This window comes from Roseibium salinum (assembly GCF_026240905.1).
In the GTDB taxonomy this organism is placed as follows: domain Bacteria; phylum Pseudomonadota; class Alphaproteobacteria; order Rhizobiales; family Stappiaceae; genus Roseibium; species Roseibium salinum.
In genome coordinates this window covers 2,527,401-2,548,230 of the sequence record NZ_JAPEVI010000003.1, presented here as the reverse complement: position 1 = coordinate 2,548,230, position 20,830 = coordinate 2,527,401, and the positions used below count along the sequence as shown (strand labels likewise).

General features: G+C 63.1%; 16 protein-coding genes. 11 read left to right on the top strand and 5 right to left on the bottom strand.

The window, feature by feature from the left end; all coding sequences use genetic code 11:
* Window positions 1-5 precede the first annotated feature (5 nt).
* Together ON753_RS16345 and ON753_RS16340 are read right to left on the bottom strand one after the other, a co-directional pair.
* Window positions 6-2,744, bottom strand: coding sequence for a bifunctional acetate--CoA ligase family protein/GNAT family N-acetyltransferase (locus tag ON753_RS16345; RefSeq protein ID WP_265963675.1), 2,739 nt, complete (start codon window positions 2,742-2,744; stop codon window positions 6-8).
* A 117-nt stretch (window positions 2,745-2,861) separates the two neighbouring features.
* Complete coding sequence (locus ON753_RS16340; RefSeq protein WP_265963674.1) at window positions 2,862-3,695, bottom strand: universal stress protein; 834 nt, start codon at window positions 3,693-3,695, stop codon at window positions 2,862-2,864.
* A gap of 144 nt (window positions 3,696-3,839) precedes the next feature.
* On the opposite strand from ON753_RS16340, the gene ON753_RS16335 reads away from it, so the two are divergent.
* The 5 genes from ON753_RS16335 to ON753_RS16315 all read left to right on the top strand — a co-directional run bounded on the left by ON753_RS16335 (window position 3,840) and on the right by ON753_RS16315 (window position 10,340).
* On the top strand, window positions 3,840-5,606 hold the full coding sequence (locus ON753_RS16335; RefSeq protein WP_265963673.1) for a sensor histidine kinase: 1,767 nt from the start codon (window positions 3,840-3,842) through the stop codon (window positions 5,604-5,606).
* Window positions 5,603-7,000, top strand: a complete 1,398-nt coding sequence (locus tag ON753_RS16330; protein WP_265963672.1) for a sigma-54-dependent transcriptional regulator — start codon at window positions 5,603-5,605, stop codon at window positions 6,998-7,000. Before ON753_RS16335 ends, ON753_RS16330 begins: the two co-directional genes overlap by 4 nt.
* A 234-nt stretch (window positions 7,001-7,234) precedes the next feature.
* Window positions 7,235-8,251: a C4-dicarboxylate TRAP transporter substrate-binding protein gene (locus ON753_RS16325; RefSeq protein WP_265963671.1), complete on the top strand. Its 1,017-nt coding sequence runs from the start codon at window positions 7,235-7,237 to the stop codon at window positions 8,249-8,251.
* A gap of 77 nt (window positions 8,252-8,328) precedes the next feature.
* Window positions 8,329-8,973, top strand: coding sequence for a TRAP transporter small permease subunit (locus ON753_RS16320; RefSeq protein WP_265963670.1), 645 nt, complete (start codon window positions 8,329-8,331; stop codon window positions 8,971-8,973).
* Window positions 8,970-10,340 (top strand): TRAP transporter large permease, encoded by a 1,371-nt coding sequence (locus ON753_RS16315; protein WP_265963669.1) that lies wholly within the window; start codon window positions 8,970-8,972, stop codon window positions 10,338-10,340. The genes ON753_RS16320 and ON753_RS16315 overlap by 4 nt, the downstream gene beginning before the upstream one ends.
* A gap of 101 nt (window positions 10,341-10,441) precedes the next feature.
* Here the strand turns inward: ON753_RS16315 and ON753_RS16310 are convergent, their stop codons facing one another.
* Complete coding sequence (locus ON753_RS16310; RefSeq protein WP_265963668.1) at window positions 10,442-10,885, bottom strand: DUF805 domain-containing protein; 444 nt, start codon at window positions 10,883-10,885, stop codon at window positions 10,442-10,444.
* A gap of 260 nt (window positions 10,886-11,145) precedes the next feature.
* On the bottom strand, window positions 11,146-12,708 hold the full coding sequence (gene xseA / locus ON753_RS16305; RefSeq protein WP_265963667.1) for an exodeoxyribonuclease VII large subunit: 1,563 nt from the start codon (window positions 12,706-12,708) through the stop codon (window positions 11,146-11,148).
* A gap of 245 nt (window positions 12,709-12,953) precedes the next feature.
* On the opposite strand from xseA, the gene ON753_RS16300 reads away from it, so the two are divergent.
* The 4 genes from ON753_RS16300 to ON753_RS16285 all read left to right on the top strand — a co-directional run bounded on the left by ON753_RS16300 (window position 12,954) and on the right by ON753_RS16285 (window position 17,929).
* Window positions 12,954-13,712 carry a 16S rRNA (uracil(1498)-N(3))-methyltransferase gene (locus ON753_RS16300; protein WP_265963666.1) on the top strand — a complete coding sequence of 253 codons (759 nt, stop codon included), beginning with the start codon at window positions 12,954-12,956 and terminating at the stop codon, window positions 13,710-13,712.
* Between the two features lie 4 nt (window positions 13,713-13,716).
* Entirely contained in the window at window positions 13,717-15,477 is a 1,761-nt protein-coding gene (locus ON753_RS16295; RefSeq protein ID WP_265963665.1) for an adenylate/guanylate cyclase domain-containing protein, read from the top strand.
* Window positions 15,478-15,598: 121 nt separating this feature from the next.
* Window positions 15,599-16,972: a glutamate--cysteine ligase gene (locus ON753_RS16290; protein WP_265963664.1), complete on the top strand. Its 1,374-nt coding sequence runs from the start codon at window positions 15,599-15,601 to the stop codon at window positions 16,970-16,972.
* Between the two features lie 165 nt (window positions 16,973-17,137).
* Window positions 17,138-17,929 carry a DUF937 domain-containing protein gene (locus tag ON753_RS16285; RefSeq protein WP_265963663.1) on the top strand — a complete coding sequence of 264 codons (792 nt, stop codon included), beginning with the start codon at window positions 17,138-17,140 and terminating at the stop codon, window positions 17,927-17,929.
* A gap of 380 nt (window positions 17,930-18,309) precedes the next feature.
* Here the strand turns inward: ON753_RS16285 and ON753_RS16280 are convergent, their stop codons facing one another.
* Window positions 18,310-18,627: a DUF1127 domain-containing protein gene (locus ON753_RS16280; RefSeq protein WP_265963662.1), complete on the bottom strand. Its 318-nt coding sequence runs from the start codon at window positions 18,625-18,627 to the stop codon at window positions 18,310-18,312.
* 266 nt (window positions 18,628-18,893) lie between these two features.
* Between ON753_RS16280 and ON753_RS16275 the strand changes: the two genes are divergently transcribed.
* The gene (locus ON753_RS16275) at window positions 18,894-19,769 is read left to right on the top strand and encodes a LysR substrate-binding domain-containing protein (protein ID WP_265967183.1); all 876 of its coding nucleotides are present in this window, start codon (window positions 18,894-18,896) and stop codon (window positions 19,767-19,769) included.
* Window positions 19,770-19,938: 169 nt separating this feature from the next.
* Entirely contained in the window at window positions 19,939-20,829 is an 891-nt protein-coding gene (locus ON753_RS16270; RefSeq protein WP_265963661.1) for a LysR substrate-binding domain-containing protein, read from the top strand.
* Window position 20,830: the final 1 nt, after the last annotated feature.

Below are 20,830 nucleotides of genomic sequence, written 5' to 3'. Positions count from 1 at the left end.
AAGTCTCAGCGCGGCTGGTCTTCGTCCGGCATCTCCGCCACCGGCATCGTCACCAGCGCAATCCCCGGATCGTCCGGAGAGGTGCCGATGGTGAAGCCGAGGGCCTGACACATGGATATCATTGAAGTGTTTTCCTTCAGGACTTCGCCCTTGATGGTCTCGATGCCGTCCGCCCTGGCATAGCGGATGATGAGTTTCATCAGCGCCCAGCCGAGCCCCTGGCCCTTGAGGTCCGAACGGACCATGACCGCATATTCGCCGGTCTGATGGTCCGGATCCGCATGGAGGCGGACGACGCCGAGCAGGCTTCCGGTGTCCGGGTCCACGGCCGCGAATGCAATGGCGCGGGCGTAGTCGAGCTGGGTCAGCCGAGCCAGGAAACGGTGGCTGAAGTCCCGCACGGGCGCGAAGAACCGAAGCCGCAGGTCTTCCGGCGTCACGGCTTCGAAGAACGCCTTGAACAACTCTTCATCCTCGGGCCGTACCGGCCGGACAAAGACCTCCCGGCCGCCTTTCAGGGCCAGTTGCTGTTCCCATTCCTGCGGATAGGGGGCTATGGCGAGCCGTGAACTTCCGGTGCGTCCGGGCCGCGTTTCCGGGCGGCACAGGGTCATGCGCGCATCGAGGCCGATCAGACCTGTGGGAAGGAGAACCAGCGGGTTGATATCCAGCTCCTGGATTTCCGGGATGTCGATGGTGATCTGCGACAGCCTGACGAGGGCTTCGGCCAGCGCTGCCCTGTCGAGCGGCGGGCGGGCCGGTCCGCCGCGCAGCAGCCGCGCGATCCGCGTCCGGCCGATTTGAGCGTCGGCAAGATTGAGATCGAGCGGCGGAAGCTCCAGTGCGATGTCTTCGCTCTCTTCGACGGACGTGCCGCCATGGCCGAAAACAAGCACCGGGCCGAAATCGGGCGTCTCGGCCAGGCCCATGTAGAGCTCCAGCCCGTGACGGTCCTCCAGCATCGGGTGAATGGAGACGCCGGCGATCCGGGCCTGAGGATAGTTCCTGCGCGTCTGAGTGATCAGCTCGTCGGCGGCCTGCGCGACGGCCTCCGGGCTCTCCAGGCCCAGCCGGACACCGTCGATATGCGATTTGAACGGCAGGTCCGGCGAGATCAGCTTGACGACGCAATGCCTCGCGGTCCGGAAAAACGGGCTGGCAAGCCGGGCGGCTTCTTCGGCGGACGTTGCCATCTCGGTTGCCATGATCGGGATATCGTAGGCCGCCAGCACCCGGCAGACGTCCGGCGGGCTGAGCCACGTCCGGCCTTCCGCCAACGCGGCTTCGACGATGCCGCGTGCGGTGGCGACGTCCGGGGTGAAGGTGGAGGGCAGGCTGGGCGGTGCCGCCATCAGGAATTCGCGCGCCTCGGCGTCGTGCGCCAGATGCATCAGGCTCCTGGCGGCCTCCGCCGGGCTGGCGTAGTTGGGAATCCTGGCGGCCGAAAGCTCGCCCCTGATCGTCCCGTCCTCGCCCATGAGACCGGCAACCAGCGCCTTGCGCCGGCCGGAGCGGCGGCGGTCGATGGCGGCGGCATCGGTGATTGCCTTGGCGATCGCGCTCAGCGGCTGAAAGGCGCTGGGGGCCTGCAGCACGAGGGCGCCGTCCACCTGCGGGTCTTTCAGGACGGTGGTGATCGCCCTTGTGATGTCTTCGGGCGTCACGTTTTCGCGCAGAATGATCGAACTCCCGGCTGCCGGAACCGCGTCCGGATCGGCGAAGTCTCGGGTCACTGCGGCAAGTTCGGCCCGCGTTTGCGAACCGAGTTCGGCAAACCGGCCGCCGAGATCCACCAGCTTGTCGATGGCAAGGCTCGCCAGGCTGCGGCCGTTTGCGATAACCGCGATCCGGTCGCAGCGCGGCACGCGAATATGCGAGAGGGTTTCCAGAGCCTCGAACATCTCGCCGAGGTCATGCACCCGCAAGAGCCCGACACGGCGGAACATCGTTTCATAAACGAGATCGGTCCTCGCCAGACGCCCGGCGTGGGTCCTGCCCGTCCCGCCGGTGTCCCGGCTCTTGCCGGAGCGGATGACGATGACCGGCTTGGTGCGCGCGGCCGCCCGCGCCGCGGAAATGAACTTTCGCGGATAGGCAATGCCCTCCAGATGAAAGACGATGGACCGCGTGTGGTAGTCCTGGGCGAAATAGTCGATGAGGTCGCCGGCATCCACATCGGTGCGGTCGCCGAGGGAGACGACGGCGGAAAAGCCGGTGTTGTGGGTCTTTGCCCAGGAAAGGGTCGCGTTGAGAACCGCGCCGGAGCGGGAGAAGAACGCCACATCCCCCTTGCCCGGCGCGTCCGCGCTCAACAGCGCATTCAGTCCGCTCGAAGGCACCGCCAGCCCCAGGCTGCCGGGTCCGATCAGGCGCAGATTGGTCTTTCTGGCCGCTTCCCGGCATTCCTGCAAAAGGGCCGCCGGCCAGCTTTCGTATCCCGGAGAGGGTATGAGAACGGCCCGGGTGCCGCCTGCGCCGACCTTCGCGATCGTCTCCGGCAGCGCTTCGGCCCTGGCGAGATAGATCGCCAGATCGGGCATCGCCGCGAGATCTTCCACACGGGCGATCCTGGTGCCGCTGAACGGCACGTCTTCCTCGATGCCGACCAGCGTCACGCGGTGTCCGGCTTCGATGTCGCGCAGGCAGGCGATCAGCTTGTGCGTCAAGACGCCCGGATGGCGGCAGGGACCGAGGATGGCGATGGAACCGGGGGCGAAGAACCCTTCAAGATTGCGAATGGTCACGAGCGCGGTCCTTTCGAAAACGGGAGACGACGCCAAAGGTAACAGGGCTTTGAGACAAAAATACCCGCGGACCGGATCGCATCGGGTCCGCGGGCCTGTGAATTTCCGCATTGAGGCTTAGTGGGCCATCAGGACCGGAATCGTCATTTCCTCGAGGATTTCCCGCGTGGCGCCCCCAAACAGGAATTCACGCATGCGGCTGTGGCCGTAGCCACCCATCACCACGAGGTCGTTTCCATTGTCGGAGACATGGTTCAGCACCGTGTCGGCGATGCTTGCCTGCGGATTGGTGACCACCGAGATGGTGACGTTCATGTTGTGGCGGGCGAGGTAATTGGCGACGTCGGCACCCGGCTGGCCATTGGCCGGGTTTGACTTTTTCTCGATCACCAGGACCGTGATGTCGTCCGCCCTTTCCAGGATGGGCAGCGCAGCGTGAATGGCGCGGGTTGCGGTGGAACTGCCGTCCCAGCCGATCAGAACCTTTTTCGGCTGGTAGGACTTGCTGCCGATATACGGCACCAGGAGAACCGGGACGCCGCTTTCGAACAGGATGGTCTCGATCAGAAGCTCGCGCATCGGTTCGGGCTGGTCCGGGTTGCTCTGGCCGATCACCACAAGGTCCGTCGGCCGGCAATGGACAAGCACGTTTTCCAGCGGTCCGCCGGTAAGAATTTCCGAGACCCGGCTTTCGCTCCTGACCCCGGCCCGCCTTGCCATTTCGTTGAACTGCTTCTGTGCGTCCTTTGCGGCCGATACGGCCTGCTCATGGGCGGCCTGCAGATAGTCGACCGGCATTGGAGCTGCCGCGAATGCGGGCACCACAGGTTCGAAGGACACCGCCAGCCCCGTGACATGTGCATCATAGTTGAGGCCGAATTCCATCGCGTATTTGGCGGCCGGTTGATCGCCGCTGAGATCGAGTACAGTCAGAATATCCTTGATAGGCATTTACCCCTCCTTGAGCTGGAAGAACCATCTTGATCAGCCTTGCAAATTACATATAGGGCACGTCAGGCGCGTGTCCTTGACGCGTATCAAATCCTCCGGGCGTTGCCGGCTGGCGATCCTGAAAAAAATACGCATTATGAGCGGATGTACAAACGCTGGTTCTATCTGGCGCTGCCGCCCCTCGTTCTCGTGGCCGCCGCATTCGTGCTGGTTCAGCTCTTTCTGGAGCTGGACGAGGACAGTGTCGACCGCACGGCGGCCGAACGTCTGACGCTCTATCGTCAGACAATCCTTGGCGAGTACCAGAAGTTCCGTTATCTGCCCTACATGATCGCACGCGACCCGCGGGCTACTTCCGCCCTCGGGCTCGGCCAGCCGGTGGAGAGCGCCAACCGCTTCCTGCAGGAAATGGCGGAAAACTCCGGCGCCGACCTGCTCTACGTGATGAACGCTCAAGGCACGACCCTTGCCGCCAGCAACTGGCAGGACCGTCTGTCGCTTGTCGGGCGGAACTATGGGTTCCGGCCGTATTTCAAAGCCGCGATCAATGGCGAGGAAGGCCAGTTCTTTGCCATCGGGGCAACGCTCGGCGAGCCGGGGCTCTTCCTTTCCCGGCCGACCCCGGTCTCCGGCGAACCCCTGGGCGTGGCGGTGGTCAAGGTCGATATGCGGCCGCTGGAAGAAGCCTGGGCGGAAGGCGGCGAGACGGTTTTCGCTTCCGACGCCAATGGCGTGATCTTTCTCTCCAGCCGGCCGGAATGGCGCTATCGCAGCATGTCGGCTCTGCCGGGCGACATCCGGCAGATGATCGAGGCCACAAAACAATATGCGGGCCAGAGCCTGGAGCCGGTTGGCGATCAGCCCGTCCAGTCCAAGGATCTCTTGACCATCGACGGCAATGTCTACCGGCACAATTCGGCGGATGTCGGCCTGCTCGGCTGGACATTGCATTTCCTGGTCCCGGTTGAAGAAACCCGCAAGAGCGTGCTGCCGATCTGGACGGCGACGATCACGCTTTGCCTTGTCTATGCGGTCATCGTGCTGGTGCTGCGCGGAAGGCGCCTGCGCAAGGCTTCGCTGCTGCTGCGCCGGGAATCCGCGGAGCTCAAGGAACTCAACACCCGCCTGGTGGAGGAAATCCAGGAACGCCGGCGCATCGAGCGCGCGCTCGCCCGCTCCAGTCGCCTGGCCGCGGTCGGCGAAATGTCGGCGGCCGTGGTGCATGAACTGAGCCAGCCGCTGTCCGCGCTCAGGATGTTCGTCGCCGGCACGCGCAAGTTTCTCGACAAGGGCGACACGCAGACGGCGGCCGAGAACCTCGACGAGATCGATTCCCTGCAGTTGCGGATGGCCAGCCTCACGCAGGAACTGAAACGCTTCGCGCGTCCGGGGGAAAGCCGGATCGAGAAGATCGACCTGCGGGAAAGCGTGCGGACGGCGGAGAAGATCGTGCGGCCCCGTTTCGAGGAAACCGGAGTTGCCCTCAGGCTGGACCTGCCCGAGGAGCCGCTGGAAGCGGAAACCGCGCCGCTGCGCATCGAGCAGATCCTGGTCAATCTGTTGCGCAACGGCGCGGACGCGGCTGCGTCCGAAGACGAAGGGATCGTTTCCCTGCGGGCGGGCCTCCAGGACGGTCACGTTGTCCTGACGATCTCCGACAACGGCCCTGGCATTCCGGAGGATCTTCGGGAGCGGATCTTCGATCCGTTCTTCTCCACAAAGAGCAGTTCGGGCGGCATGGGACTGGGCCTGGCCATCTCCATGCGGCTCGCCGAGGATCTGGGCGGCACCTTGTCAGTCTCCGCCAATATACCTAAAGGTGCGCAATTCGAGCTCAGTCTTCCGGGCGTTGCCGGTATGACGCCCGCAAGCAGCCCTTCCGGCAAACTGGAGACCGAAGCCGCCCAATGACAGACCAACCGGACAAAACACCCGTTCTGATCGTCGATGACGACCCGTCCATGCGTGCCGCCTTGCGCCAATGGATCAGACTGGCCGGATTCAGCACGCTGGAAGTGGCCACCGCGGATCAGGCTGTCTCGAAGCTCACGCCGGAGTTCGGCGGCTGCGTGGTTTCCGACGTGATGCTGGAGGGAGAAGACGGCGTGTCTCTGCTCCGCCGGACCGGCGATATCGATGCTGAGCTGCCCGTCGTGCTGATCACCGGCCACGGAGACGTGCCGATGGCCGTCGAAGCCATGCGGGCCGGAGCCTACGACTTCGTCGAAAAACCCTTCGACCCGGACCACATCGCCGAAGTGGTGCGCCGGGCCTGCGACAAGCGTGCCCTTGTCCTGGAAAACCGGGCTTTGAAAGGCCAGCTGGCCGGCAGTGCCGGCCTTGAAAGCCGCCTGATCGGCAACAGTCCGGCCATGCAGACGCTGCGCCAGCAGATCCTGCATTTTGCCCGTACGGACGCCGCGGTCCTGATCACGGGCGAGACGGGCACGGGCAAGGAAGTGATTGCCCAGGCGCTGCATGACTTCAGCCCGCGCCAGGACGGACCGTTCATCGCGATCAACGCCGCGGCCCTGCCGGAAAGCATGGTGGAGGCGGAACTGTTCGGACATGAGGCGGGGGCCTTTACCGGTGCGAACCGCCAGCGGACCGGCCGGATCGAAGCGGCCAGCGGCGGCGTCTTGTTTCTGGACGAGATCGTTTCCATGCCGCTCGGCCTGCAGCCGAAGCTTCTTAGGGTCCTGCAGGAAAAGCAGGTCGACCGCATCGGCGGGACAAGGCCGGTCGACGTCGATATCCGGCTGGTGAGCGCTGCCAATATGGATCCGAAGGAAGCGGTCGTCGCGGGGCGTCTGCGCGAGGACCTGCTCTTCCGGCTGAACACGATCGAACTCATGGTCCCGCCCTTGCGCGAGCGCGGCCGCGACAGCCTTCTGCTGTTCGATACGTTCCTGAACAGGTTTGCCGCACAATACGGCCAGGACGTGCCGGCACCGAGCGCCCGGGACGAGGCCTTCCTGCAGACCTATTCCTGGCCCGGCAACGTGCGTGAACTGCGCAACGCGGCCGAACGCTTCGTGCTCAATGCCGGTGTCGGACCGCAGCCGCTGGAGGCACTGGTCACCGGGCGCCGGGACACCGGACCGATCCCCGCGGAAGGCGGCCTGAAAGAGCTGATGGACGCCTACGAGCGCAATCTGATCGAAGGTGCACTGCGTCGCCACGGCGGACGCATGGCAGATGTCATGAGCGAGCTCAATCTGCCCCGCCGGACCCTGAACGAAAAGATGGCCCGCCTGGGCCTCAATCGCGAGCAGTCCGGCGTTGCGGATCTCGCCGAAACGTAATGCCATCGGCGGAATTTCGCCGAAAACTCCCGGGCATAGGCAAGATCTTGCCGAGCTGCATCGCAGCATTGGACAGGCAGGCCCGCCAAAAGCGCTGTTTTCGCTTGGCGGAGTGTTGTCAAGCCGGACTGGCACGGGTCATGCTAGGGACAGGCAACTTGGTACGGTCTGTTTCGTCATGAACGGCCAGGCCGAGGGGCCAAGGAACTGAGCCAACTGATCTGGGAGGATTTCATGCTCTTTTCAATTAAGTCCGCAACCGCGGTGTCCGCGGCTGCGCTTTCTCTTGTATTTGCGACAGAAACATTCGCGGCCGACGTCACCTGGAACGTTTCGCTCTGGGGCAAGCGGCGCGCCTTTACCGAACATGTCGAGAAACTCGCCGAAGAGGTCTCCGCAAAGACGGACGGCAAGTTCGAGTTGAATCTGCACTACGGCGAAGCCCTGTCGAAATCCCGCGAGAATCTCGACGGCATTTCCTTCGGTGCTTTTGAAATGGCGCAGATCTGTGCTTCCTACCATCCGGACAAGAACCCGAGCCTGACCGTTCTGGAACTGCCGTTCCTGGGTGTCGAGGATCTCAGTGAAGAGACCAAGGTCTCCATGAAGCTCTATGAGCATCCGGCGGTGAAAGAGGATCTCGGCCGCTGGAACGCCATGGCCCTGATGCCCTCGCCGATGCCGCAATACAACTTCGCCGGCAAGGGTGAAGCGCCGGAGGCCATCTCCGACTTCGAGGGCATGCGCGTGCGTGCGCTCGGCGGTATCGGCCAGCTGATGGAAGCCGTCGGCGCCGTGCCGACATCCGTGACGGCATCGGAAACCTACCAGGCGATCGACTCGGGCACCGTTCGTGCCGCCAGCTTCGCCCCTCATGCCCACCTGTCCTTCAAGGTGGTGGAAGTTGCCGACTGGTGGACCAAGAACCTCAATCCCGGCACCGTCCAGTGCCCGGTGGTGGTCAATATCGACGCCTATGAAGCGCTTCCGGACGACTTCAAGGCCGCCCTCGACAGCTCCGTCCAGCCAGCCCTTGCTCACTACATGGCGACCTACGACAAGGTCTATGAGAAGTGGTGGCCGGAACTGGAAAAGCGTGACGTCACGCAGGTCGAGTTCTCCGAGCAGGAACTGGCTGCCTTTTCCGAAAAGGCCGGCCCGATCCACAAGGCCTGGGTGGAAGAGCAGTCCGCGAATGGCCTTCCGGCTCAGGAAATCCTGGACATGGTCAAGTCGACCATCGCCGAATAGGCCCGCATAACCTGGCTTGATTTGAACGCTTCCCGGCGCATCCCGCGCCGGGGAGCCATCGCTCGGGGCTGACAATCATGAACATTACCGATCCCGGTGGACGTTCCGATCCGGAACGCCCGGTCGCCTATATCCGCTTCGACGGCTGGCTCGGACACGTCGAGAACGCCTTCAACCTGGTCGCCGCGTTCGCCATCCTGTCATTGATGCTGCTGGCCGTTGTCCAGGTGGTCGGCCGCCTGGCCTTCAACATGCCGGTTCCCGGCTTCATCGACATCACCGAACAGGCCATGGCGATCTTCGCCTTTGCGGGCGTCGCCTATTGCCAACGCGTCGGTGGTCACATCCGCATGGAGATCGTGCTCGGCACGTTGCGCGGCCGGACGCTCTATATCTGCGAGTTGCTCGGCGTGATCCTGATCGCCTTCACGGTTGCCTTGCTGATCTGGGGGTCCTGGTACCATTTCGACCGCTCCTGGACGATCGGCGACAGCACCATGGACATCCGCCTGCCCACCTGGCCGTCCAAGCTGGTTGTGCCGGTTGCCCTCGGCGTTCTCCTGCTCCGCCTTGTCCTGCAGGCTTACGGCTATGCCCGCCTGATCGCCGATCCCGCCCGCGAACCTCTCGCCGTGCCGGTGATCGAGAAAGTCGAAGAAGTCGCCAAGCACGAAATCGAAGAGGTCTTCGGTGACGAGCATATTGCAGGGGATGACAAATGACGCCGTTTGAAGTTGGCCTCATGATGACGGGCGTCTTGCTGCTGCTTGTCATCCTGGGTGTGCGCGTGGCCTTTGCGGCCGCTTTTACCGGCCTTGTCGGCCTGATCGTCCATTTTTCGATGCAGATGGGCTTTGAGCGCGGATTTTTCGTCGCCCTGAAGATGGCCGGTACGATACCGCATTCCAAATCCGTCACCTACGCCCTGTCGGTGCTTCCGACCTTTATCCTGATCGGGTTTCTGGCCTTCTACGCCGGCTTCACCCAGCAACTGTTCGAGGCGGCAAAACGCTGGCTCGGCTGGCTGCCTGGCGGCATGGCGGTGGGGACGGTCTTTGCGACGGCGGGCTTTGCCGCCGTCTCCGGTGCATCGGTCGCCACGGCTGCCGTCTTCGCTCGTGTGGCCATTCCCGAAATGCTGCAGGCCGGATATTCCAAGCGCCTGTCGGCGGCCGTCGTTGCCGCCGGTGGCACGCTGGCATCGCTCATCCCGCCGTCGGCGATCCTGGTGATCTACGCCATCCTGGTGGAACAGTCGGTCGGCAAGCTGCTGATCGCGGGTTTCCTGCCCGGCGTCTTTTCCGCCTTCATCTATGTCGGCATCATCGTGGGGATTTCCGCCTGGCGCGGGGACGCACCGCCGGTGCGGGGCTTTTCGTGGGGGCAGCGCTTTGAAAGCCTGCCTGGAACCCTGCCGATCATAGCCGTGGTGGCGATCATCTTCTGCGCCTTCTTCTTCGGCCTGGCAACGCCGACAGAGGCCGGCTCCCTCGGTGCTTTCGTCGTGCTGATGGTTGCCATCGTCAAGGGCATGAGATTGAAGCAGCTCGGCCAGGCCCTGCATGAAACCGCGAAGCTCACGGTGATGATCTTCACGCTCATCTGGGGCGTGCTGCTCTATGTGCGCTTTCTGGGCTTTGCCGGCCTGCCCGATGCGTTCGAGGAGTTCATCGTCAGCCTGGAATTCTCACCGTGGATCGTGATGGTCTGCATCCTGCTGTGCTATGCCGTCCTCGGCATGTTCATGGATGCGATCGGCATGCTCATCCTGACCCTGCCGGTGGTCTATCCGGCGGTGATGGCGCTCAATGGCGGCGAGACCGTTTCGGCGGCCGACAGCGCTTTCGGCATGTCGGGCGAAGCCTGCGCCATCTGGTTCGGCATTCTGGTCGTCAAGATGGCCGAGCTTTGCCTGATCACACCGCCCATCGGCCTCAACTGCTTCGTGGTCTCGGGTGTCAGACCCGATATCCCGGTCCAGGAGGTCTTCCGCGGCTGTGTCCCGTTCTTCATCGCCGACGTGCTGACGATCGCAGGTCTGCTGGCCTTCCCGTCGATCATCACCATCCTGCCGGAGCTGATGGGCTGACGCTTTGCGGGTTCACCCAGTGAAACGAAAGAACGCCACCGGATGATGCTCCGGTGGCGTTCTTGTTTGAGGGCTGTGTTGCCAAGGAAAAGGAAGCCGTATCAGTCAAAGACGTAGGCTTGGCTCTGCACTGTATCGAAGCGGTTCGGCCCGGGCGTGCCGCGGAAAAACAGGTTGGCGAAACTCTGATACAGGCTCAGGAACGATCCGACCACCGGGATGAACCAGGCGAGCATCCACCACCCCGAAACGTTCCGGTCGTGAAATCGTCTTACCTGATAGGACAGATTGCTGCCGCTAAAGAAGGCAAACACAATGAACATGGGCCACAGGGCGTCGAAGATTAATGGCGATTGGGCGTTCTCCAACGAGAAACCGTAGCTTGCGAGAATAAGGCTGCACAACATTATCATGAGGATGAAATTGAGCGTGGTCATGCCGAAAAAGGTCAGTCTGCCGACGCGGCCCTGAAAGCTGAACATGGTGCTGAACATGCCCCAGATCATGGTGCCTGCGGAAAAACGCGTACCGTCGTCAAATGTCACTGTGCCCGGCGTGAACGATCGAACGTCCGGAAGAGACCGTTGCGGTGTGGTTGTAGTCCACTGAGGTGTTGAATGCGCGCTCGCGCCACGCTTTCCAAACTCTTTCCTTTGCATTGTCCAGGTGCCCCCAATTCACAAAAAATCAATTATGCAACCATTGATAGGCGCCATGTTTTGAAATTGGCGTAAAGGAATTGGCTAAAATCTGATGAAATGACCGGCGCCGGGAAAGGCGGTTTCCGCAGCGCGCGCGGCGACAATCAGAACAGACTGCCCTGCTTGACCGGCGCCGCCTTGCCTGAGCCGCTTTTCTTCGGCTTTGCCGGCTTGGATGGGGCGCTGCCGCTCATTGCGACCGCGTCGACCGTGCCGTCGGCAAACTCGATTGACAGCGCCGCTCCGGAGGAAACGGTTTCGGCCGAGCGCACCGGCTGGCCGCCGTCATCACGCACGACCGCATATCCACGCGCGAGAACGTCCTTGTAGGAAAGCGATTTCAACAGCTTCTGCAGACCGTCGAGCCGCGCCTTTTCCTGGTTGACGCGCGCGAGATAAGAGCGGTCGAGCCGCTCGGCCAGTCCCGAGAGCCGTTCGCTGCACAGCGTCGTCTGCTGCCGGAGACGGCCGGGTGTCAGCCGTATGGCGCAGGCCTCGAACGCCTGGCGCTTCTGGGAGACCGCGACGCGCAGGGCCCGCTGCTGCCGCTCGCTGGTGGCAACGAGATCCTGGCGCGCCTTGGAAGTGAGCCGGGTCAGCAGGATCGGCGACAGACGGCCGGCGAAATTCTGATGGTGGGTGCGGTGGGTTTTCGTGCTGACGATCAGCGCCCGCTCAAGACTGCTCGCCAGCGTGTCGAACCGCTGGCGCGGCAGGGCCAGAAGGTCCTGCGGTGCGGGCAGGGCGGCACTGGCCGCGCGCAGTTCCGTGCGCCGCGAGCTGACGAAGCGGACCAGGCCCGAATTGAGCCGGCGGGACCGGTCGTCGATCATCGACATCAATTCAGATTTCACCGGCACGGCCATCTCCGCCGCGCCCGTGGGGGTCGGCGCCCTGCGGTCGGCGGCAAGATCGATCAGCGTCCAGTCGGTCTCGTGACCGACGGCCGATATCAGCGGGATCGCGCTTTCGGCGGCTGCGCGCACGACCGCTTCTTCGTTGAAGCCCCAAAGATCTTCGATGCTGCCGCCGCCGCGGGCGACGATCAGCAGATCCGGGCGCGGGATCGGGCCGTCCGGGGCGAGAGCATTGAATCCCTTGATGCCGTTCGCCACTTCCGCGCCGCACGTCTCACCCTGCACCCGTACGGGCCAGACCAGGACATGCAGGGGAAAACGGTCGGCGATGCGGTGAAGAATATCGCGGATGACGGCGCCGGTGGGCGAGGTCACGACGCCGATGACCTTCGGCAGGGGCGGCAGCGGCTGCTTGCGTTCTTCGGCAAACAGGCCCTCGGCGGCCAGCTTCTTCTTGCGCTCTTCCAGCAGCGCCATCAGCGCGCCGGCCCCGGCCGGTTCCAGCGCCTCGATCACCATCTGGTATTTGGATTGGCCGGGGAAAGTGGTGATCTTGCCGGTCGCGATCACCTCCAGCCCCTGTTCCGGCTGGATCTTCAGCTTGGACGCGACCCCGCGCCAGATGACGCCGGAAAGCACGGCGCGGTCATCCTTCAGGTCAAGATAGATGTGGCCGGACCCGGGCCGCGATATCCGCCCCAGCTCGCCGCGCACCCGCACGTAGCCGAAAGTGTCCTCCATCGTGCGTTTGATGGAAAAGGAGATCTCGGAAACGGTGAATTCGGCGGCGTTGGTGGCTTGCTCGGACACGGATGATTCCCTCTTGAGAAGTGAAAACTGGCCGTTAAGCGGCAAAGGGTCAAGTGCGCAGGATGAAAGGGCCGGCGGCAATCCGTTGGTGCCGCGGGCATCGCTGCATCCGGGTCGCGGCCGTCGATTTGCAAGGAAACGACAAGGGGGTGGGTCCGACTCGCATAATCGAATACTGTGAATGGATGCGATACGGACCCGGTCCGCCTTGAAACCCACATAATCGAGCGCCTACTTCTAAAATCATGGCAAAATACGAGTTCAAAATGCAGCGTCTATTTCTCCGACACATTCTCGCGGACGGCGCGCGGATAGAAGCGGACCGCGGCCAGTCGAACTACCTGTTGAATGTCCTGCGCATGAACGACGGGGACTACGTGCTTGTGTTCAACGGCAGCGACGGCGAGTGGCTTGCGAAGATTTCCAGCAACGGGCGCCGGGAATGCGCATTGCAGTTGATCGAGCGCACCCGCGAGCAGACCCGGCCCAACGACCTGATGTACATGTTCGCCCCGCTCAAGCATGCGCGCCTCGACTATATGGTGCAGAAGGCGGTGGAAATGGGAGCGGGCAGCCTGAAACCGGTCATGACCCAGCATACTCAGGCAAGCCGCGTCAACCTGGAACGCATGGAAGCGAACGTGATCGAGGCGGCCGAGCAATGTGGCGTCCTGTCCGTTCCCGAAGTTCTGGCACCCCAGCCCTTGAGCGAAGTGCTGGCCGTCTGGCCCGATTCCCAACCCGGGCGGCGCCTGCTCTTTTGCGACGAGGGCGAGGGCACCAACAATCCGCTTCTGACCCTTGCCCAGATCAAGGAGACCGGCCCCCAGCCGCTTGCCGTGCTGATCGGCCCGGAAGGCGGGTTCTCGGACGAGGAGCGCGAGCAGTTGCGCGGCCTGGATTTCGTCACGCCGATCCCGCTCGGGCCGCGCATCCTCAGGGCCGACACTGCCGCGGTCGCCGCACTCACGGTCATCCAGGCCGCTCTGGGCGACTGGAAGTGAGCTGATGGCAGGAGACATCGTTATTCCCGGCGAGGTGGGCGGTGAAGGCAGTTCAAGCCCCGCCGCATTGGAGGGGAGCCGCCGCTCCCGGGAACACGACGCGGGCCACCGGCGGTTCCGCCTGCCGGTCGGTGTGGCCCTGGGCCTGGTGTTTTCGGTCCTTCTTGTCATCATCTGCGGCATCATCATCGCCTATATGGCCGCCGCGGACCGCCGGATCGCCGGCAGGCTTCTGGACGAACAGGGCTTGGCCGTCCTCAAGGCCAACCAGGCCGTACTGACCGGTTTTTTCCAGGAGCAGGATCTGCTTTTGCGGTCCATTGCCGCCCGCACCCTTGAAACCGGAGCCCCGCTCAGCGAGGCGGATCTTGCGCCCTACCGGAGGCTTGCGCCTGAAGGCGTGACACTCGAACTTGGCCGCGCGGTGCTGAGCGAGGAGCCCGCAGACGAGATGCCCCAGGTCGCCTGGTCGAGGTTCCGCCACGTTCCCGGCTTCGAGACCGCTGTAAAGGTCGCCGAGATCGATCTTCGCAACGGCCAAACCCTGGCCGCCTATTACCCTCAGCCGGTCTTCGCGCGGCTTGCAGGCACCATGACCTGGGAGGAACGCCAGCAGGTGTTCATTCTCTCCGGACGCGACAAGGCGATCGTGGTGGATGGCCTTCCCCCGGAGGATTTCGCCGCCACGCCGGAACGGCCGCTTCCGGATCTTGCCGGCCTGACCGGCTCCCCGCTGCACCGGATATGGGCTGAACAGCAGCGCGGCCACGATATGGGCGGGCAGATCAGCGGCCGGGTGTTCCCGGCCGAGAACGGGATGTTCACCGCAATCTACGCCGAGATGCCCGCCGGACCGGCGGACGGCTGGGTCCTCGGTGTGCTTTACCGGGCCGAAAAATTCGGTGCCGCGCTCGACCAGACCAAGATCGTCCTCTATGCCGCGCTCATGGCGCTGTTCGTGGGGGCGGTTCTGTCCTTTTCGGTCGGCCGGATGCTGGGCCGCCCGCTGAGCCGACTGGCGCACACGGCGGCCGGGCTCCGCCAGCTCGATTTCGACGGCGCCGTGCGCCTGCCGCGCTCGCGGCTGGCCGAGTTGGACGACGTCAACCAGGCTTTCAACGGCTCCATCGGAGCGCTGAATGCCTTTGCCAAATACGTTCCGCGCCAGCTGGTGTCCCGCCTCGTCGAGGAGGGCATGACCGATGCCCGCAATGTCGAAATCAAGGAGATGACGATCGTCTTCGCCGATCTCGCGGGCTTCACGACCATGGCCTCGCAGATGTCGGCCGAGGAGACGGCCGCTTATCTCAACGGCTATTTCGAAACGGTCTCCGGCGCGATCGTCGAGCGACACGGCACGATCGACAAGTTTCTCGGCGACGGGGTCATGGCCTTCTGGGGCGCCCCGTCAGATCAGCCGGACCATGCCGCTCTGGCGATCGCGGCCGTCAAGGCGCTTGCCGAGACAATAGAGCAGTCGCCGTCCGCGGCCATGCGCGTGCGCATAGGGGTTCACACCGGAAAGGTGGTCGTCGGCGACATCGGCTCCTCGGCGCGCATGAACTACACCGTCATCGGGGACGCGGTGAATGTCGCTGCCCGGCTGCAGGAATACGGAAAGCAGGTGGACCCGGATGCCAAGGTCATCGCCCTCGCCAGCGGCGAGACGATGGCCGGGCTGCCGGCAGGAGCAGGGGCCGTAAGCCTTGGCCCGGTCAGCTTGCGCGGGCGCACGGAGCCTTTACAGGTCTTCAGAATCGCGTGAGCTTCACCAAGCCGGTATTCCCAGCTTGCATTCTCCTTTCAGGAAACCTAAATCACGCAAGCTCAATAAGCGCTTGTGATCACGGCAGCCCGACGGGCCGCGCATCAACTAGGACGGTTTCATGGCCCGCGATACGGTCGACTCCACACCGATTGAAACTGTTGCGGACCTGGCCGCGACCCTCGACGAGGGCAGCAAGCCGGAAGACCGGTTCCGGATCGGCACCGAACACGAGAAATTCGGCTTTTGCCTGAAGGAACTGACCCCGATCCCCTATGAAGGGTCCAACGGCGTCGAGGCGGTGCTCGCGGGTATGGAAGGTCTCATCGGCTGGGAGCGGATCGAAGACGCGGGCAAGATCATCGGTCTTGCGGACGACCTCGGCGGCGGAGCGATTTCCATCGAGCCGGGCGGCCAGTTCGAGCTGTCGGGCGCGCCGCTCGATAACCTGCACGAGACCTGCCGGGAAGCCAACCAGCATCTGGCCCAGGTGCGTCAGGTCGCCGAACCCCTGGGCATCGGCTTCCTCGGCATCGGCATGGCGCCGACCTGGTCGCGCGCGGACATGCCCCGCATGCCGAAATCCCGCTACGAGATCATGACCAACTACATGCCGAAGGTCGGCTCGTTGGGCCTCGACATGATGTACCGCACCTCCACCATTCAGGTGAATCTCGATTTTTCCAGCGAAGCCGACATGGTCAGGAAAATGCGTGTCGGCCTCGCGCTCCAGCCGGTCGCAACCGCCATCTTCGCCAATTCTCCGTTCACGGAGGGAAAGCCGAACGGCTTCAAGTCCTTCCGCGCCCAGATCTGGACCGATACCGATGGCGACCGCACCGGTGACATGCCGTTCGCTTTCGAGGACGGCTTCGGCTTCGAACGCTATGTGGAATGGGCGTTGGACGTGCCGATGTATTTCGTCAAGCGGGGCACGACCTATTACGACGTCACCGATACCACCTTCCGCCAGTTCATGAACGGCGCCCTGAAGGGCAGGATACCGGACGCGACCCCGAGCATCGGCGACTGGAACAATCACCTGTCGACCCTTTTCCCCGATGTGCGGCTGAAGAAATACATCGAAATGCGCGGCGCCGACGGCGGCCCCTGGCGGCGCATCTGTGCGCTGCCGGCGCTTTGGGTCGGGCTGCTCTACGACAAGGGGATTCTGGACCAGGCCTATGAACTGGTCCGGGACTGGACACAGGAAGAGCGGGCGGCGCTGCGCCGCGACGTTCCGCGGCATGCCCTGCAGACACCGTTCCGCAGCGGCACCGTGCTGGACGTCGCGAAGGACGTTCTGGCGCTGGCGCAGGAAGGCCTCAAACGCCGGAACCGGCTGAGCGACGGCGATCTGGACGAGCGGGTTCATCTCGCGCCCGTCGAGGAGGGCCTGGCCTCGGGCATGTGTCCGGCAGACGTTCTTCTGCAGCGTTACCACGGATCCTGGAAGGGCGATATCTCACAGGTCTTCCGCGAATACGCCTATTGAGCGCCCTTTATCCTGACGGGCGCTGACGTGAAGACTACGCCCTTTTTGGTCAACGAATTGACCTTGCGTGCACAAGGGTTCACTCTGTTCCCGACCACCCCGTTCCCTTGCGCTCGCAGGGAGGCGGACAGGTGATCGGACACAGGGCAGGACCGGAGCAGTGCAATGACAGGCAACGATAAGGCAGCTCCTCCATTCGACATCTTCACCGTCATGGAAGATGTACGAGAACGGTTTGGCTGGTCCGATACGGATTTGAGCCGCGTGATGGAACAGCTGATGCCGGCTGCCTTCAACGGCTTTCGTCATTTCGGCGGTGCGATCCCCGGCTTCAACGAATTCCTGAGCCAGTCCTCGCCGCAGGCGGCGGCCGAGCAAAATCCGTTTGCTGGCTATACGCGCCTGTTCCAGAGCCCGTCAGACGCGGCGCTTACCCCGTTCTTCGGTCCTGAGGCGGTGCAGCAGGCAGTGGCCGCGCAGGTCTCGGCGTTCACCGGCCTGCAGCGCGACGCCATTCAGGAAATGATGCCCGTGGCTGCCACCCTCGCCATGGGGCAGATCGCCCGGCCCTTCGTGCATGGCGAGGCGCGCAACCTCCTGGACGCCTACCTGCGCGGCTTTGCCCGTGGCCGGCCGAAGCCGCAACCGACGCCCGTGGACTATCTGCAGGGCTATGCGGACGCCATGCAGTCCTTCTGGGGCGCTTTCCTGCAACCGGCGAGCATCGTTCCCGACAGCGCCGAGCCTGAGGAAGAGCCCGGGCCCGAGCCGGAAGTGAAAGTGACCCCCGAGGAAGACGAACTTCCCCCGGCCGAGCAAGCGGCCGGCGACAAGACGTCCGAATTCGACGAGATGGTCTCGGGCTGGATGGAGGCCGGCCGGGATTTCCAGTCCAGCCAGTTCAAGGCCTTCGACAGCTTCTTCGAACGGGCGGCCCGGGATTACCGCAATCCTTAGGGTACGGATCCATAAAATTGAACGCACTGGCGTCAAAACGGCATGGAGCAGGGAGGAAAAGTCCGCAGGTCGATGCTTGTGCATCGGCCAAGGGCTTTGACGCTGCTGCTCGCAGCCGTTTTGGCGTCCGTCGGATCTCTCTGGAGCGGACTGTCTCCTGCGTTGCGAAGTCTTGAAAACCGGCCGGGTTTCCCGCGCCTTCGCGCCTTGGATACGGTCCGCTCCAGAGAGACCAGTGCATTCAATTTTATGGATCCGTACCCTAGGGTACGCACCCTAGAAAACGACGCTTGTCTGCCTGTTCAACGGTCAAAAAAGACCCGCCGGAAGGCGGGTCAGTTGTGTCAGCAAGGCTTGCCGACAGGGGCTGCATGTAGAGGTCAGGCGGCCAGCTTCCCGTCGCTCTTGCGGGTCTCGACAAGCGTGAGTTCCGGCTTGTCGGTGGGGGCGTTGGCTGCGCTGTAATTCGGGGCCTGGCGGAGCGCCGGGGAGGCGTTCAGAACAGATGTCGGGTCCGAGTAGAAAGGCTGAGCCAAGGCTCGTCGAACATCGCTCCGCGTCAGTCCGATGTCCTTCAACTGATCATCGGTCCAGTGTTTGAGCTCTGCGATCTGGCGGCGGTTGCTATATACGCGCCATGCACGGACAGCCGCCTGCCCGAGAAGAGCGAAGAAGGGGGTGCTTGCAGAATGTGTCATGGCATAGGTCTCCTGTGAGCGGCCGGAGAAATTTCCGGCAGCCTGTTCCGCGCCAGTTGTGGCTATCCTCGTCTTTGGAACACTCTCTAAATGGACATTCTCAAAACATTAATCCAACGAATGTTTGTGATGACATTGATCATAACTTGTGATGTTGAAGGGCGCGCCGTATCTCGCCGGCCCGGTCTGCGGGTCGTGGAATAAAACATTTCATATGTGAATGTGTTCTATGCTAAGTATGAGCTTCGCTTATGTTTGAGGTGCTTATGCTCGACCTGGACCAGCTCAGAACCTTCGTCGCCATTGCCGAGGGCGGCAGCTTCACGCGGGCTGCGGACAACGTGCACAAAACCCAATCCGCCGTCTCCATGCAGATGCGCCGCCTGGAAGAGCGGATCGGGAAACCGCTGTTCGTACGGGTCGGCCGTCAATCCCGGCTGACCGAACATGGCGAGCGGCTGCTCCACTATGCGCGCCGCCTGGTTCAGCTGAATGACGAGACCCTGGCCGCCTTCGACGATACGGAACTGGCCGGTCTCGTGCGGCTCGGCACGCCGGACGACTATGCCGACCGTTTCCTGCCTGAAATCCTGGCGAGGTTCTCCAGATCAAATCCCAAGGCGGAGGTGAGCGTCGTGTGCGCACCGACCCCGAACCTTGCGGACATGATCGCCGAAGGCGAGCTGGATGTCGCCATCATCACGCACGTTCAGAGGAAGGGCCGCAAGAACGTCGATCTGGTTCGCCGGGAACCGCTTTTGTGGGTCGCCTCTGCCCGCCACGCGGTGGAGAACGAGTCGCCGCTTCCGCTCGCGCTCGGGCGCGCAACCTGCGACTGGCGCAAGGCGGCCATCAACGCGCTGAGCGACCAGATGCGCGAACACCGGCTGCTTTATTCGAGCTGGAACTCCACTGCGGTCGGTGCCGCCGTGCTCGCCGGGCTTGCGATTTCCGTGCTGCCGGAATCCGCCCTGAGGTCGGGCATGCGGGTGCTGACGGAGTCCGACGGCTTTCCGCGCCTTCCCGAATGCGAAATCGGCATCATGCGCTCCTGGCATAACAGCTCCAGGGTCACCGACGCTCTGGTGGAACATATCGTTTCTTCACTCGATAACCTTTCTGTCCCGCAAGCGGCCGAGTGATTCTCGGAGAAGGCGGATTACACCTCGCATTTCAATGAGTTGCACTGCGTTGCGTTGAGGTATCGCAGGCAATTTGCCGTTGAAACGTGAATAAATGTGATATATCGTTCCATGATCAATTCGATTCTCAAATTGCCGGCTGATCTGTGGATCATTTATGGGGTCTTGCATGAATCACGCACTAGATATTGATCAGTTGCGTACGTTTTTGGCGATAGCTGAGCTGGGAAGTTTTACCAAGGCCGGTGAGGCGGTTCACAAGACGCAGTCTGCGGTCTCCATGCAGATGCGCCGGCTGGAAGAGCGGGTCGGACAGCCGATCTTCATCAAGGATGGCCGTCAGTCCAGATTGACCGAGGACGGCCTGCGCCTGGTCGAATTCGCCCGGCGCATGATCCTTCTGAACGACGAGACCCTGTCGGCCTTCAACGGCCAGAAGGAAGTCGGCCATGTGAAGCTCGGCGTGCCGGACGATTACACCGACCGGCTGCTGCCTCAGGTTCTGGCGGCATTCAACCGGCTCAATCCGTCGATCGAGGTTCTCGTCGAGTGTTCGTCGAGCGCCAAGCTTACCGAAGCGATCCGCGACGGGGCGCTGGACGTTGCCATCACCACGTCCGGCGACACGTTGAACATCCGCGGTGAAATCATCCGGCGCGAACAGCTCTACTGGGTTACGTCCAACCAGCATTCCGCCCACACCCAGGACGTCATTCGGCTCGCGCTCGGACCGGCGACCTGCTGCTGGCGGCGCATCTCCATGGACGCGCTGGACCGGGCCGGGCGGCCGTACCGGGTGTCCTATACCAGCTCGAGCGCGGCAGCTCTTGTCGGCGCCGTGCAGGCGGGCCTTGCCGTCACCGTGTTCCCCGAAAGCGCCATCCGCGAGGGCATGCGCATCCTGGACGAGCGGGACGGTTTCCCGTCCCTGCCGTTCTGCGACATTGCGCTGCTGCGGTCGGATTCGGCCCGGGAGAACATGCACGACAAGCTCTGCAATCACCTGATCGCCGCGATCGGCAATGTCGGCAATGGCGCAGGCCAGCTGGCCGCGGAATAGG